The 14989-nt window shown below is 73.4% G+C and carries 14 protein-coding genes; 7 read left to right on the forward strand and 7 right to left on the reverse strand.

All coding sequences use genetic code 11. The features are described 5' to 3' along the window. The first annotated feature begins 71 nt into the window (after positions 1-71). Positions 72-1586, forward strand: a complete 1515-nt coding sequence (locus KPF47_RS10295; protein ID WP_224388417.1) for an FAD-dependent oxidoreductase — start codon at positions 72-74, stop codon at positions 1584-1586. 44 nt (positions 1587-1630) lie between these two features. Here KPF47_RS10295 and KPF47_RS10300 read toward each other — a convergent pair whose 3' ends face one another. Next, positions 1631-2287, reverse strand: a complete 657-nt coding sequence (locus KPF47_RS10300; protein WP_224388419.1) for a hypothetical protein — start codon at positions 2285-2287, stop codon at positions 1631-1633. A gap of 87 nt (positions 2288-2374) precedes the next feature. Between KPF47_RS10300 and KPF47_RS10305 the strand changes: the two genes are divergently transcribed. Beyond that, a complete protein-coding gene (locus KPF47_RS10305; protein WP_224388421.1) occupies positions 2375-2998 on the forward strand; it encodes a TetR/AcrR family transcriptional regulator in 624 nt (207 codons plus the stop codon). 29 nt (positions 2999-3027) lie between these two features. Here KPF47_RS10305 and KPF47_RS10310 read toward each other — a convergent pair whose 3' ends face one another. After that, positions 3028-3894, reverse strand: a complete 867-nt coding sequence (locus KPF47_RS10310) for an alpha/beta fold hydrolase (protein WP_224388423.1) — start codon at positions 3892-3894, stop codon at positions 3028-3030. Between the two features lie 94 nt (positions 3895-3988). On the opposite strand from KPF47_RS10310, the gene KPF47_RS10315 reads away from it, so the two are divergent. Together KPF47_RS10315 and KPF47_RS10320 are read left to right on the forward strand one after the other, a co-directional pair. Beyond that, positions 3989-4471 carry a CGNR zinc finger domain-containing protein gene (locus tag KPF47_RS10315; RefSeq protein ID WP_224388425.1) on the forward strand — a complete coding sequence of 161 codons (483 nt, stop codon included), beginning with the start codon at positions 3989-3991 and terminating at the stop codon, positions 4469-4471. A 104-nt stretch (positions 4472-4575) separates the two neighbouring features. Beyond that, positions 4576-5571: an LLM class flavin-dependent oxidoreductase gene (locus KPF47_RS10320; RefSeq protein ID WP_224388427.1), complete on the forward strand. Its 996-nt coding sequence runs from the start codon at positions 4576-4578 to the stop codon at positions 5569-5571. 9 nt (positions 5572-5580) lie between these two features. Here the strand turns inward: KPF47_RS10320 and KPF47_RS10325 are convergent, their stop codons facing one another. From KPF47_RS10325 to chvE, 5 genes are all read right to left on the reverse strand, one after another. After that, positions 5581-6618, reverse strand: a complete 1038-nt coding sequence (locus tag KPF47_RS10325) for a LacI family DNA-binding transcriptional regulator (protein WP_224388429.1) — start codon at positions 6616-6618, stop codon at positions 5581-5583. A 71-nt stretch (positions 6619-6689) separates the two neighbouring features. Beyond that, the gene (locus tag KPF47_RS10330) at positions 6690-7502 is read right to left on the reverse strand and encodes a sugar ABC transporter permease (protein WP_224388514.1); all 813 of its coding nucleotides are present in this window, start codon (positions 7500-7502) and stop codon (positions 6690-6692) included. A 6-nt stretch (positions 7503-7508) separates the two neighbouring features. Then, positions 7509-7940 (reverse strand): hypothetical protein, encoded by a 432-nt coding sequence (locus tag KPF47_RS10335; protein WP_224388431.1) that lies wholly within the window; start codon positions 7938-7940, stop codon positions 7509-7511. Next, complete coding sequence (locus KPF47_RS10340) at positions 7937-9454, reverse strand: sugar ABC transporter ATP-binding protein (protein ID WP_224388516.1); 1518 nt, start codon at positions 9452-9454, stop codon at positions 7937-7939. The genes KPF47_RS10335 and KPF47_RS10340 overlap by 4 nt, the downstream gene beginning before the upstream one ends. 89 nt (positions 9455-9543) lie before the next feature. After that, positions 9544-10674 carry a multiple monosaccharide ABC transporter substrate-binding protein gene (gene chvE / locus KPF47_RS10345; protein WP_224388433.1) on the reverse strand — a complete coding sequence of 377 codons (1131 nt, stop codon included), beginning with the start codon at positions 10672-10674 and terminating at the stop codon, positions 9544-9546. Between the two features lie 341 nt (positions 10675-11015). On the opposite strand from chvE, the gene araB reads away from it, so the two are divergent. Genes araB through araA form a run of 3 tightly spaced genes read left to right on the forward strand, consistent with a single transcriptional unit; the run spans position 11016 to position 14945 of the window. Next, a complete protein-coding gene (gene araB, locus KPF47_RS10350) occupies positions 11016-12719 on the forward strand; it encodes a ribulokinase (protein WP_224388435.1) in 1704 nt (567 codons plus the stop codon). After that, positions 12716-13402 carry an L-ribulose-5-phosphate 4-epimerase gene (locus KPF47_RS10355; RefSeq protein ID WP_224388437.1) on the forward strand — a complete coding sequence of 229 codons (687 nt, stop codon included), beginning with the start codon at positions 12716-12718 and terminating at the stop codon, positions 13400-13402. Before araB ends, KPF47_RS10355 begins: the two co-directional genes overlap by 4 nt. Positions 13403-13433: 31 nt before the next feature. Further along, on the forward strand, positions 13434-14945 hold the full coding sequence (araA, locus tag KPF47_RS10360) for an L-arabinose isomerase (protein WP_224388439.1): 1512 nt from the start codon (positions 13434-13436) through the stop codon (positions 14943-14945). The last annotated feature ends 44 nt before the right edge of the window (positions 14946-14989 follow it).

Consider the following 14989-nt stretch of genomic DNA (forward strand, 5'->3'; position numbering starts at 1 on the left):
CGCGTGCCCCGTACCAGTGGCCGGTCGCAGGCTCGGGGCACGACCTCGACGACGGGAAGAAGGCGATCGGTGTGGACGACGTGGTGATCGTGGGAGCGGGCCCGGTCGGGCTGCTGCTCGCCTGCGAGCTGGGGCTCGCCGGCTGCTCGGTGACGGTGCTCGAACGCGGGCCCGACGGCGGGAACCCGTGGCGGGGTGTGCCGCTGGGCATGCGCGGGCTCGACGCGGGCTCGCTGGAGACCTTCCACCGGCGGGGGCTGCTGCCGTCGCTGCGGGCGGCGGTGGGCGCGGCCGACGCCGACGACGGCGGCGGTCCCGACGTGGCGACGCCGGCGCGGGCCGGGCACTTCGCCGGGATCATGCTGGGCGGGGTCGAGCTCGACGAGGCCGCGCTGCCGCCCCGGCTGCCCACCCCGGCCGCCGGATGGCTGATGGTCCACCTCGCCGACGTCGAGCGGGTCCTCGCCCGCCGCGCGGGCGAGCTCGGGGTGCGGGTGCTGCGCGACACCCCGGGCACCGCCCTCGACCGGACCGACGACGGCGTCCTCGTCCACAGCGGCGACCGGGGGTTCCCGGCGCGCTGGGTGGTCGGCTGCGACGGCGGTCGCAGCACCGTCCGGCGCCTCGCCGGGTTCGACTTCGTGGGCACCGAGCCGCAGTTCACCGGCTACGTGCTGCACGCCCGCGTCGACGACCTGGACAAGCTCGACCCCGGCTTCACCCTCACCCCCCAGGGCATGTACCTGCGGATGCCCACCGACGGCCACCTCGGGATCATGGACTTCGACGGCGGGGCGTTCGACCGCTCGCACCCGCCGACGGCCGGGCACCTGCAGGAGGTGCTGCGCCGGGTCTCCGGCACCGACGTGACGCTGCTGGAGGTGTGGAACGCCTCCAGCTTCACCGACCGGGCCATGCAGGCCACGACGTACCGGCGGGGACGGGTGCTGCTCGCCGGCGACGCCGCGCACATCCACTCCCCGCTGGGCGGCCAGGGGCTCAACTCCGGCGTGGCCGACGCGCTCAACCTGGGCTGGAAGCTGGCGGCGACGGTGCGGGGCAGCGCCCCGGAGGACCTGCTCGACACCTACGACCGCGAGCGGCACCCGGTCGCGGCGGGGGTGCTCGACTGGTCGCGGGCCCAGGTGGCGTTCATCCGGCCCGGCCCGCAGGCCGCCGCCCTGCAGTCGGTGGTGCGCGACCTGCTCACCACCCCCGACGGCGCCCGGCAGGTGTACCTGCGGACCTCCGGTGCGGGCGTCCGCCACGACCTCGGCGACGACCACCCGATGGTCGGCCGGGTCGCGCCCGAGTTCCGCCTCGCCGACGGGACGCTGCTCGGCGAGCTGATGTCCACCGGCAGCGGCGTGCTGCTCGACCCCCGGGCCGACCCCGCGCTCGGGGCCGCCGCACAGGGCTGGTCCGACCGGATCCGCCGGGTCACCGCAGAGGTGCGCGACGACCTCGGCACGGGCACCGTGCTGGTGCGACCGGACGGCGTCGTGGCCTGGGTGGGCGGTGAGCGGCCCGATCCCGCGACGTTCGGGCGGGCGGCCCGCCGCTGGTTCGGGCAGCCGTCCGCGTGATCGGACGCGTGCCCCGGCGGACGGACCGCCGGGGCACGCCCGGCTCAGGTGCCGACGCCGTCGAGCAGCCAGTGGTAGCGCAGCCGCAACGCGCGTTCGGTGCTGGCCAGGGCGGCGAGGAGAGCGAGCGCGACGTTGAGCCAGATCGGCAGCTGGACCGGGGACTCGAACACCCCGACCGCCGCCGCGACCGGCGGGATCCGGCTGAGCGGCTCCAGCAGCTGCAGCAGGTTCAGGCCGACGCCGACGACCAGCGCCACCACCGACACGACACCGAGCACGCGGCCCAGCGACGGGTGCCCGCGCTCCAGGCGGGCCCGGCGGCCCTCCGCCGAGCGCGGGTCCGGGACGAGCTGCCGGACCGCACCGCCGGCGGTGACGTACCGGCAGCGTTTCACCCCGAACGCGCTCGTCGCGACCTCGATCGCACCACCCTCGACCGGGACGACGGCCGGCACCCGCGACGACGCGTGGTGCCGCCCGTCGCGGTACACCTGCGCGACGACCTGCCCGGTCTCCCCGCTGCCCTGGTGGCGCACGTCGACGGAGTACCGCACCGGGCGACCGTCGGCCCCGGCCAGGTCCAGGTGCAGCAGCGCGCGCCCCAGGAACATCTGCCACCAGCGGAACGGCGGGAGCGGACTGCCGTCGCCCGGCCGCACCCGTCGGACGGCGCGGTGTCGTCGCCACTCGGTCAGCATCGGGTCCCCCGCTCGTGAGCCACGACCAACACACTGTGTTGGTCCATGGGCCGGGACACTAGCACGGCGTACTAGTACGCTGCCGGTGTGGACGAGGGGCAACGCCGGGAGCTGAGCAGCCGGAACAAGGTACTCCTGGCCGCGATGGAGCTGTTCGGCCAGGACCCGGGCGGCCGGCTGAGCGTGCGCGCCGTCGCCGCACGGGCCGGGGTCAGCACGGGCTCGCTGCGGCACCATTTCCCGACCCAGCGGGCCCTGCAGGACGAGGTGCTGACCCGCGTCTACGACCTCGTCGTCCCCGACGGCGCCATCCACGACACCTCGGTACCGGCGCGGGACCGCCTCGCCGACTGTCTGCGCGAGGTCCTGTCCCGCACCGGGGTCGGGGACCAGGCACGCCGGTCCCTGCAGGTCGCCGTCGAGACGTTCGTCGCGCCGGAGCCGACCGAGCAGAACCGGGCCGCCTACCTGGCCATCGAGCGCGAGATGCAGCGCCGCGTCGAGTACTGGCTGACGACCCTGGTCGAGCAGGGCGCACTCGCGCCGGGCGACACCACGCGACGGGCACGGTTCCTGACCACCGTGGTCAACGGGCTCACCCTGGAGCGGGCGCTGCCCGCCGCCGACCCGGTCCTGCGCGCCGAGACCGAGACCCTCCGGCTGGCCGTGGACGCGGTGCTGGGCGACGCGCCGGGTCACGGCCGGGACTGACCCCGCACCCGACGGGCCGGTCGCCGGGCTCAGCCCGGGATCCGGCCCAGGAACCGGCGCACGTGCCCGGCGACGACGTCGAGGTGGCTCTCCAGCAGGAAGTGGCCGCCGTCCACCAGGTGGACCTCCACGTCGTCGGCGTCGCGGGCGAACGCCCGGGCCCCGTCCGGGCCGAAGATCTCGTCGCCCCGGCCCCACACCGCCAGCACCGGCGTCCCGCCGGCGCGCAGGAACTCGTGCAGGCGCGGGTAGAGCGCGCGGTTGGTCCGGTAGTCGGCGAACAGCGCGAGCTGGATCTCGGCGTTGCCCGGCCGGGACACGAGCGCGTGGTCGCGGTGCCAGGTGTCCGGGTCGACGGTGTCCGGGTCGGGCACCCCGTGCAGGTACTGCCACCGGATGGCGTCGAGTCCCAGCGCCGCCCGGACGGCGGGTTCGGTGTCCGGACCGGGCGCGTCGCCGTAGGCCCAGACGTCGGCCCAGAACGTGTCGACGAAGCCGTCCTCGTAGCCGTTGCCGTTCTGGGTGACCATCCCGGTGATCCGCTCCGGATGGGCGAGCGCGAGCCGCCAGCCGATCGGTGCGCCGTAGTCCTGCACGTAGAGGGCGTAGCGGTCGACACCGAGGTGCTCGAGCAACGCGTCGGTGAGCGAGGCCAGCGCGTCGAAGGTGTAGTCGAACTCCGCCACCGACGGAGCGGCGGAGTGGCCGAACCCGAGGTGGTCCGGCGCGATGACGTGGTGGTCGACGGCCAGCAGCGGGATCAGCCCGCGGAACATCGAGGAGCTGGTCGGGTAGCCGTGCAGCAGGACGATCGTGGGCGCGCCGGCCGGGCCGGCCTCCCGGTAGAAGATCTCCTGCCCGCCGACGGTCGCGGTCCGGTGGTGGACGAGCGGCATGACTAACTCCTTCAATCATTTGATGTGGTTAGACACTCATCGGAGCACGGCGGTGTGTAACCTGTCACCGACGCCGATGCGGTTAGGAGTTGCCGTGGACCTGCTGCTGGACCTGCTGAACAGCAGACCCGTGGTCGACGGTGGGGAACGCGACGCCCTCCACGACCCCGCCGGCGGGAGCCGCTGGGCGCGCGAGCACGGCGGTGACGGCGGCGCGCAGGAGCTGGCGGCACTGCGCGAGGTCCGCGACGCGCTGACCCGGGTCGTGCGGGAGGGGGCGGACCCGGCGGTCACCCTGGGCCCGTTCCTCGACGACGTGCACCGGGTGCCGCAGCTGATCGGTGGCCGCCTGACCTGGCGGACCGTCGCCCCCGACCACGCCCGGCTCGCCGTCGAGGCGGTCCTGGCCTGGGCCGCCGTCGAGGAGGAGCAGCCCGGCCGGCTCCGCCCCTGCGCGAACGGGACGTGCCGGCTGTTCCTGCTCGACCGCAGCCGGGCGAACCGGGCGCGCTGGTGCTCGATGGCGGCCTGCGGGAACCGGGCCAAGGCACGCCGGCACTACGAGCGGACCCGCTGAGCAGCGCTGCGCCCCGTTTCCGAACCGGATCCCGCGGGACGGAAGAGGATGCGCCTCCGGTTCGTTGGACCCGGTGTCACCGTGTCGATCCGTGAGGTGCTGTCATGCCGCTACCACTGCCGTTGTCGATCCTGGACCTGGCCACCGTCGCCCGGGGGGAGACCGTCGCCCAGGGCCTGGAGGCCAGCACCAGGCTGGCGCAGCGCGCCGAGGACTGGGGTTTCCGCCGGATCTGGTACGCCGAGCACCACAACATGGGCTCCATCGCCTCGGCGGCGACGAGCGTGCTCATCGCCCACGTCGCCGCGCACACCGAGCGCATCACGCTCGGCTCCGGCGGTGTGATGCTCCCGAACCACTCGCCGCTGCAGATCGCCGAGCAGTTCGGCACCCTCGCCGAGCTCCACCCCGGCCGCATCGAGCTCGGTCTCGGGCGCGCACCCGGCACCGACCAGGCCACCGTCGCGGCGCTGCGCCGTGATCCGCGGGCCTCGGAGACCTTCCCGCAGGACGTGCAGGAGCTGCAGGCGTTCCTCGGCAGCACCAGCCTGGTCCCGGGGGTCGAGGCCCACCCGGGCCGGGGCACCGGGGTCCCGCTGACGATCCTCGGCTCCTCGCTCTACGGCGCGCAGGTCGCGGCCGCACTGGGCCTGCCCTACGGCTTCGCCTCGCACTTCGCACCGGAGGCGCTGGAGCAGGCCGTGGCGCTCTACCGCCGCGAGTTCCGGCCCTCGGAGCAGCTGTCCGCCCCGCGGGTGCTGGCCGGGGTGAACGTGATCGCCGCCGACTCCGACGACGAGGCGCAGCAGATCCAGCGCGAGGTGCAGCGGTCCCGGGTGCGACTGTTCACCGGGCGTCGCGGTGCCTCGCTCACCGACGCCGAGGCCGACGCCGTGCTCGACAGCGCCTCGGGCGGCCAGATCCGGTCGATGACCCGCTACACCGCGGTCGGGACGCCGGAGACGGTCACGCGCTACCTCGAGGAGTTCGCCGAGCGGGCCGACGCCGACGAGCTGATCGTCACCGGTCCGGCGCCGCGCCGGGAGAGCTGGTGGCGCAGCTGGGAGCTGCTCGCGACAAAGGTGCAGAACTCCGGCTGACCCCGACCGTCAGCGGGGCGGCGGCCCGACGCTGTCGCGGGACACCAGCACCGGGGCGATCCTCCGGTGCACCGCCTGCGGCGCGTCCGGCCCCGTCCCCTGGTTGAGCAGCAGGTCGAGCGCCTCCCGGGCGACCGCCTCGAAGTCGGCGCGCAGGCTGGTCAGCGGCGGGATCAGGTGCGCCGAGACGGGCACGTCGTCGAACCCGACGACGCTCACCTCGGCCGGGATCCGCCGGCCGCGGTCGTGGAAGGCGTGCAGCAGGCCGGTGGCCAGCGCGTCGTTCGCGGCGAAGATCGCGGTCACCTCGGGCATCCGCGCCATCAGCTCGCCCGCCCGGTACCCGGCGTCCGCGCTCCAGTCCGCCGCCATCACCGGGGGCACCTCGGCCCCGGCCGCGTGCAGCGCCGCGGCCCAGCCGGCCGCGCGGCCCGCGGCGTCGAACCAGTCCGTGGGGCCCGCGACGTGCCAGACGGTCGCGTGGCCGGCCGCCAGCAGGTGCTCGGTCGCGATGCGGCCGCCCTCGACCTGGTCGACCGTCGCCATCGGCAGGTGCTGCTCGGGGTCGCCGTCGACGGTCACGAGCGGGACGTCGCGCGGGACGGAGTCGAGCGCCTCGGCCACCGACGCGACCGGCGCGATGACGACGATCCCCGCCACCTGACCGTCGAGGTGGCGCTGGACGGCCTCGCGCACCGACCCGCCGTCGATCTCACGGACCCGCACGACGCTGACCCCGAAACCGGCACCGACCGCCTGTTCCTCGAACGCGGCGAGCAGCGACACCGGGCCGAACAGGGTGGACCGCGGCGCGACGACGCCGAGCACCCGGTCCCGGCCGGTCACCAGGGTGCGGGCGGCGCGGTTCGGCCGGTAGCCGAGCTCCTCGATCGCGGTCCGGACCCGCACCCGGGTGCTCTCCCGGACGTTCGGGTGCGCGTTCAGGACGCGGGAGACCGTCTGGTGCGAGACACCGGCACGACGGGCCACGTCGAACATCGACGGTGCCCGCTGCGGCCTCGGTCCCGGCTCCATCGCGATCCCCACGCCCGTTCCCCCTCCGGTCGGTGCAGCGTAGCCGTCCGTGATCATCCCCTACGGAGGGCGATCACACCTGTTCAGCCGTCGCCACGGGCGCGCCGCTTGTTCCAGACGTCGAACGCGACGGCGAACAGCAGCACGAGCCCCTTCACGACCGACTGCACGGACTGGTCGACGCCCATGAGCTGCATGCCGTTGCTCATCACGGCCATGATCAGGCCGCCGACCAGCGCTCCCACCACGGTCCCGACCCCGCCGGTCACCGCGGCACCACCGATGAACGCGGCGGCGATCGCGTCGAGCTCGAACATGTTCCCGGCCGCGGGCTGGGCGCCGTTGGAGCGCGCGGAGTAGATGACACCGGCCACCCCGGCCAGGAAACCCATGTTCACGAAGATCCAGAACGTGACGGCCTTGACCTTCACCCCGGACAGCCGGGCCGCGGCCGCGTTGCCGCCCAGGGCGTAGACGTGCCGGCCGAACACGGTGCGCCGGGTGAGCAGACCGTAGGCGAGCACCAGCACCGACAGGACGACCAGCACCACGGGCAGCCCGCGGGAGGAGGCCAGCTGCCAGGCGAACGCCATGACCACCAGGCCGACCAGCGCGATCCGGCAGGCGAACAGCGGGAACGACTCGACCTGCTGCAGGTCGAGCACCTTGGCGACCCGGCTGCGGTAGGCGAGCACCGCGTACCCGGCCACGCCGAGCGCGCCGATCAGGACGGTGAAGGCGTCGTAGCCCTGGCCGCCGATCAGCCCGTTCAGGAAGCCGCCCGCGATCTGCTGGTAGCCCGCGGGGAACGGCGACAGGGAGATGTTGCCCAGGACCTGCAGGGTCAGGCCGCGGAACAGCAGCATCCCGGCCAGGGTGACGATGAAGGCGGGGATGCCGACCTAGGCCACCCAGAACCCGTGCCAGACACCGACCAGCACCCCGACGCCGACGGCCGCGACGACGCCGACCCACCACGGCAGGCCGCCGCCGATCACCAGGACCGCGGCCACCGCACCGGTCAGCGCGACCACCGACCCCACCGAGAGGTCGATGTGGCCGCCCACGATGACGATCACCATCCCGATCGCGAGGACCAGGATGTAGGAGTACTGCAGGACGATGTTGGTGATGTTGCCCGGGCTCAGCGAGACGCCTCCGGTGAGCACCGCGAACAGCGCGACGATCGCCACGAACGCGATCACGATCCCGCTCTGGCGGACGTTGCCGGCCAGCAGCCGGCGCAGGTTGCTCGTGCCGGAGTGCAGGGCGGCCGCGCCGGCGCCGGGACGCTCGTCGGAGGAGGGGTCCTTCTTCGGGAGGGTGCTGGTCATGCGGAGCTCTCCGCCTCCTGGGTCATGAGGGCCATCAGGCCCTCCTGGGTGGCCTCGGCGACCGGCACCTCACCGGTGATCCGTCCGGCCGACAGGGTGTAGACGCGGTCGCAGATCCCCAGGAGCTCGGGCAGCTCGGAGGAGATCACCAGGACCGCCTTGCCGGCCTCCACGAGCCGGTTGATGATCACGTAGATCTCGTAGCGGGCACCCACGTCGATCCCACGGGTCGGTTCGTCGAGGATCAGCACGTCCGGCTCGGTGAACAGCCACTTGGCCAGCACGACCTTCTGCTGGTTGCCGCCGGAGAGGGTGCCCACCCCGACGCTCGTGCTCGCGGCCCGGATCCCCAGGTCGCGCCGGTAGCTCTCGGCGACGCGCAGCTCGGCGTCGCCGTCGACCCAGCCGCGGCGGGAGAGCCGGTGCAGTCCCGCACCGGACACGTTGCGCCGGATGTCGTCGATCAGGTTCAGGCCGAAGTGCTTGCGGTCCTCGGTGACGTAGGCCAGCCCGGCCTCGATCGCCTCGGGCACCGAGCGGGCACGGACCTCGCGACCCCCGACCTGCAGGGTGCCGCTGACCTCGCGTCCCCAGGACCGACCGAACACGCTCATCGCGAGCTCGGTGCGGCCCGCGCCCATCAGCCCGGCGATCCCGACGACCTCCCCGGCCCGCACCGACAGCGACGCGGCGTCGACGACCTTGCGGTCCTGGGTCGGGTGCCAGACCGTCCAGTCGGTGATCCGCAGCAGCTCCTCCCCCGGACTGCTCACCCGGTCCGGGTAGAAGGAGGTCAGGTCGCGGCCGACCATCCCGCGGATGATCCGGTTCCGCGGGGCGGGCTCGTCGGCGACGGTGAACGTCTCGACGGTACGGCCGTCCCGGATGACGGTGGTGCGGTCGGCGATGGAGACGATCTCGTCGAGCTTGTGCGAGATGATGATCGAGGTGATGCCGTCGTCGCGGAAGCGCCGGATCAGCTCCAGCAGGTGCGCGGAGTCCGTGTCGTTCAGCGCGGCGGTCGGCTCGTCGAGGATGAGCAGCCGCACGTCCTTGGTCATCGCCTTGACGATCTCGACGAGCTGCTGCTTGCCGACACCGAGCCGGCCCACCGGCGTCGCGGGGTTCTCGGTGAGCCCCACCTCGCGGAGCAGGCGGGCGGCCTCGGCATGCGTGCGCCGCCAGTCGAGCAGGCCCAGCCGGCCGCGCCGCTCGTTGCCCAGGAACACGTTCTCGGCGATCGACAGGTGCGGCACCAGCGCGAGCTCCTGGTGGATGATCACGACGCCGTCGGCCTCGGAGTCGCGGATCCCGGTGAACCGGGCGGGCCGCCCGTCCAGCACGACGTCGCCGTCGTAGGTGCCTGCGGGGTGCACGCCCGAGAGCACCTTCATCAGCGTCGACTTGCCGGCGCCGTTCTCGCCGCAGATCGCGTGGATCTCGCCACGGCGCACGGCGAGCGAGACCTCCGACAGCGCGGTCACCCCCGGGAAGGTCTTGGTGATGGCGCGCATCTCGAGGATGGTGTCCGGCGGGTCGCCGCCGGGATCGTGGTCGGTCACGTCGTCCTCCGTCACGGAAGGGGTGGGGCCGGTCGCGGGGCTCAGCCCTGGCGGCCGCGGGCGACGTCCTCGGCGGTGTAGTAGCCCGAGTCGACCAGGACCGGCGCGATGTCGGCCTTGAACACCGTCCGGACCGGCAGCAGGTAGGACGGCACGACCTTCACCCCGTTGTCGTAGGTGGTGGTGTCGTTGGCCTCGGGGGTGCCCCCGTCGAGGAACGCCTTCGCGGCGACGACCGCCTGCTCGGCCAACTGACGGGTGTCCTTGAAGACCGTGGAGCTCTGCACCCCGTCGTCGATCAGCTTGACCGAGGCGATCTCGGCGTCCTGGCCGGTGACCGTCGGCATCGGCTTGGCCGGGGTGCCGAAGCCCGCGTTCTGCAGGGCGGTGAGGACACCGCGGGAGATGCCGTCGTAGGGCGAGAGGACGCCGTCGGGGCTGCTGCCGTCGTTGTAGGAGGAGGTGAGCAGGTCCTCCATCCGCTTCTGCGCGGTCTCCTGTGCCCACCGCAGCGTGGCGGCCTGCTCGATGGTGGTCTGGCCGCTCTTCACCCGGACCGTGCCGTCGTCGATCAGCGGCTTCAGCACCGACATGGCGCCGTCGAAGAAGTAGAAGGCGTTGTTGTCGTCCAGCGAGCCGGCGAACAGCTCGACGACGACCGGGCCGCGCTCCGGGCCGGGCGACCCCTCGGCGTTCTGCAGACCCATGCCGCGCAGCAGCGCGTTCGCCGGGGCCACCCCGACCTGGAAGTTGTCGAAGGTGACGTAGAAGTCGACGTTCGGGCTCTCCCGGATCAGCCGGTCGTAGGCGACCACCGGGATGCCGGCGTCCTTGGCCGCCTGCAGCTGCCCGGACAGGGCGGTCCCGTCGATGGCCGCGACGAGCAGGAGGTCGGCCCCGCTGGTGACCATCTGGTCGATCTGCTGGGACTGGGTGGGGATGTCGTCGTTCGCGTACTGCAGGTCCACCTGGTAGCCGGCGGCCGTGAGCTGGTCGCGGACGGCGTTGCCGTCGGCGATCCACCGCTCGGAGGTCTGGGTCGGCATCGAGACCCCGACCGTCAGGTCGCCGGGTGCCTCCCCGGCCCCCGCGCCGCCACCTCCCCCGGCGCCCTCGCCGCCGCAGGCGGCCAGACCCAGTACCAGCAGGGCACCGACGGCGACGGTGCGCATCCTCGTGAACACAGGCGATCTCCTCGTCGAGACGGCAGCGGGCGGGACACGCCCGGTCGGGATCTGAACCCGGAAATGTGAACGCTAACCACAGCCTGGCCGCCACGGAAGTGGCGTTACCCGTCCGTTATGTGCCGCACCGAGCCGGTCCGATCCGGCCCGAAGATCCCTGACCACCGCACCTCCCGATCCGGCGGCGACCGCTGGGTGAACGTGCACGGCAGCGAACGGTTCGCAGGGCCTGCCCGTCCGGCGACCATTGAGTCTGCGTTCTGTGAGCGATAACATCCGGCCGCCGACCGGTCTCCGGTCGGCCGCGTTCGTGACCCGAGGAAGTGCTCATGATCCGACCACCGGTCGACCCCGCCGACGCCCTCGTGGTGGGCGTCGACTTCGGGACGCTTTCCGGACGGGCGGTCGTCGTCCGTGCCGCCGACGGGGCCGAGCTCGGCACCGCCGTCCACGCCTACACCCACGCCGTCGTCACCGACGCCCTGCCGGGCCGGCCGGACCTCCGGCTGCCGCCCGACTGGGCGCTGCAGGTGCCGTCGGACTACGTCGACGTCCTGCGCCACGCCGTCCCCGACGCGGTCGCCGCCGCCGGGGTGGACCCCGCACGGGTGGTCGGGATCGCCACCGACTTCACCGCCTGCACCATGGTCCCGACCCTGCGCGACGGCACCCCGCTGAACGAGGTGCCCGACCTCGCCGACGAGCCGCACGCCTACACCAAGCTCTGGCGCCACCACGCCGCCCAGCCGCAGGCCCACCGCATCAACGCCCTCGCCGCCGAGCGCGGCGAGAGCTGGCTCCCCCGCTACGGCGGGTTCATCTCCTCGGAGTGGGAGTTCGCGAAGGGCCTGCAGATCCTGGAGGAGGCCCCCGCGGTCTACGCCCGGACCGAGCGCTGGGTCGAGGCCGCGGACTGGATCGTGTGGCAGCTGTGCGGTCGCTACGTCCGCAACGCCTGCTCGGCGGGCTACAAGGGGATCCTGCAGGACGGCGCCTACCCCGGCCGCGACTTCCTCGCTGCGCTGAACCCGGCCTTCGCCGGGTTCGCCGAGACCAAGGTCGCCCACGAGATCGGTGAGCTGGGCGCCGTCGCCGGGACGCTGACCGCCGAGGCGGCGGGCTGGACCGGGCTGCCCGAGGGGATCGCCGTCGCCGTCGGCAACGTCGACGCCCACGTCACCGCCGCCGCGGCGAACGCCGTCCGGCCCGGGCAGATGGTCGCGATCATGGGGACCAGCACCTGCCACGTCATGAGCTCCGACGTGCTGCGCGAGGTGCCCGGGATGTGCGGTGTCGTCGACGGCGGCATCGTCTCCGGGCTCTGGGGCTACGAGGCCGGGCAGAGCGGCGTCGGCGACATCTTCGGCTGGTTCGTCGAGCACGGCGTGCCGCCCGCCCACCACGAGGCCGCACGGGCCCGCGGGCTCGGCATCCACGAGTACCTCACCGAGCTGGCCGCCGGGCAGGCGGTCGGCGAGCACGGGCTCGTCGCGCTGGACTGGCACTCGGGCAACCGGTCGGTGCTGGTGGACCACGAGCTGTCCGGCGTCGTCGTCGGGCAGACCCTCGCGACCCGGCCCGAGGACACCTACCGGGCGCTGCTGGAGGCCACCGCGTTCGGCACCCGGATGATCGTGGAGACCTTCGCGGCCTCCGGCGTCCCGGTGACCGAGCTGATCGTCTCCGGCGGGCTCACCCGCAACGCCCTGCTCATGCAGATCTACGCCGACGTGACCCGGCTGCCGCTCACCGTCGTCGAGACCGGGCAGGGCCCGGCCCTGGGCTCGGCGATCCACGCGGCCGTCGCCGCGGGGGTGCACCCCGACATGCCCACCGCGGCCGCGGCGATGGGCCGCGTCCGGGAGGGCGCACACCTGCCCGACGAGGAGTCGGCGAAGTCCTACGACGCCCTGTTCGCCGAGTACACCCGCCTGCACGACCACTTCGGCCGGGGCGGCGACGACGTGATGCACCGCCTGCGCGCGATCCGCCGCGAGGCGCGCGCCCAGCGAGAAGGAGACCTCGACGCATGACCGACACCCTGGCCTCTCCCGACGTCGCCGCCACCGTGGCGCGGCTGCGCGAGCAGGTGTGCGCGCTGCACGCCGAGCTGGTCCGCTACGGGCTGGTCGTCTGGACGGCGGGCAACGTCTCGGCCCGCGTCCCCGGCCACGACCTGATGGTCATCAAGCCCAGCGGGATCTCCTACGACGACCTGACCCCGCAGAACATGGTGCTGTGCGACCTGCACGGCACCCCGGTCGAGGGCGACCTGACGCCGTCGTCGGACACCGCGGCGCACGCCCACGTCTACCGGGCCATGCCCGGGGTCGGCGGCGTGGTGCACACCCACTCCACCTACGCCAGCGCGTGGGCGGCGCGCGCCGAGCCGATCCCGTGCGTGCTCACCGCGATGAGCGACGAGTTCGGCGGGGACATCCCGATCGGCCCGTTCTCGCTGATCGGCGACGAGTCGATCGGCCGCGGCGTCGTCGAGACCCTGACCGGCAGCCGCTCCCCCGCCGTGATCATGCAGAACCACGGTGTGTTCACCATCGGCGCCGACGCCCGCTCCGCGGTGAAGGCCGCGGTGATGTGCGAGGACGTCGCCCGCACCGTGCACCTGGCCCGCCAGCTCGGCGAGACCGTGCCCATCCCCCAGGCCGGGATCGACAGCCTCTGGGACCGCTACCAGAACGTCTACGGGCAGCGTTGAGCGCCGCCGCACCCCAAAGGAGGGACGTCCGATGAGCGGCTCGCTGCTCGACAGCTACGAGGTCTGGTTCCTGACCGGCAGTCAGGGCCTCTACGGCGAGGAGACCCTCGCCCAGGTCGCCGACCAGTCCAGGGTGGTCGCCGACCGGCTCGACACCGCCGCCGAGATCCCGGTGCGGGTGGTGTGGAAGCCCGTGCTCACCGACGCCGACGCGATCCGGCGGATCTGCCTGGAGGCCAACGCCGACGACCGCTGCCTCGGCGTGATCGCCTGGATGCACACCTTCTCGCCGGCGAAGATGTGGATCCCCGGGCTCGAGGCCCTGACCCGGCCGCTGCTGCACCTGCACACCCAGGCCGGTGTCGACCTCCCCTGGTCGGAGATCGACATGGACTTCATGAACCTGAACCAGGCCGCGCACGGCGACCGGGAGTTCGGCTACGTGCAGACCCGGCTCGGCCTGGCCCGCAAGACCGTCGCCGGGCACGTCTCGGACCCGGTGCTCCGCGACCGCATCGGGACCTGGACCCGGGCGGCCGCCGGTGCGGCGGAGCTGCGGGCACTGACGCTGGTCCGGTTCGGTGACACCATGCGCGACGTCGCCGTGACCGACGGCGACCGGGTCGAGGCCACCCGGGTGTTCGGGATGTCGGTCCGGACCCACGGCGTGAACGACCTCGTCGCGGTCGTCGACGAGGTCGCCGACACCGACGTCGACAAGCTCGTCGCCGAGTACGCCGAGCTCTACGACGTCGTCCCCGAGCTGCTCCCCGACGGCGACCGGCACGACGCGCTCCGCTACGGCGCCCGGGTCGAGATCGGGCTGCGCTCGTTCCTGGAGGCGGCGGGCGCGCAGGCCTTCACCACGAACTTCGAGGACCTCGGCAGCCTGCGCCAGCTCCCCGGGCTCGCGGTGCAGCGCATGATGGCCGACGGCTACGGCTTCGGCGCCGAGGGCGACTGGAAGACCGCCGCCATGCTGCGCGCGGTGAAGGTCGTCGCGACCGGACTCCCCGGCGGCACCTCGTTCATGGAGGACTACACCTACCACCTGCGGCCCGGCCACGAGCGGATCCTCGGGGCGCACATGCTGGAGGTCTGCCCGAGCATCACCGGGTCCCGGCCGTCGCTGGAGATCCACCCACTGGGCATCGGCGGGCGCGAGGACCCGGTCCGGCTGCGGTTCACCGCCGACCCGGGCCCGGGCGTGGTGCTCGGCATCTGCGACCTCGGCGAGCGGTTCCGTCTGGTCAGCAACGACATCGAGGTCGTCGACCCGGACGAGCCGATGCCGAGGCTGCCGGTGGCCACGGCGACCTGGGTCCCGGAGCCGTCGCTGGCCACCTCGGCCGAGTGCTGGCTGATGGCGGGCGGCCCGCACCACACGGTGCTGTCGACCGCCGTCGGGGTCGAGGCCCTCGACGACCTGGCCGAGATCGTCGGCACCGAGCTGGTGCACATCGGCGACACCACGCGGCCGCGCACGTTCCTGCACGAGCTGCGCTGGAACAACGCCTACCACCGGCTGGCGCGGGGCTTCTGAGCACGCCAGCGGTGCCGGCCTCCGCGGTGGCCGGCACCCGGGCG

The sequence above is a fragment of the Pseudonocardia sp. ICBG1293 genome, assembly GCF_020131355.1.
Lineage (GTDB): Bacteria > Actinomycetota > Actinomycetes > Mycobacteriales > Pseudonocardiaceae > Pseudonocardia.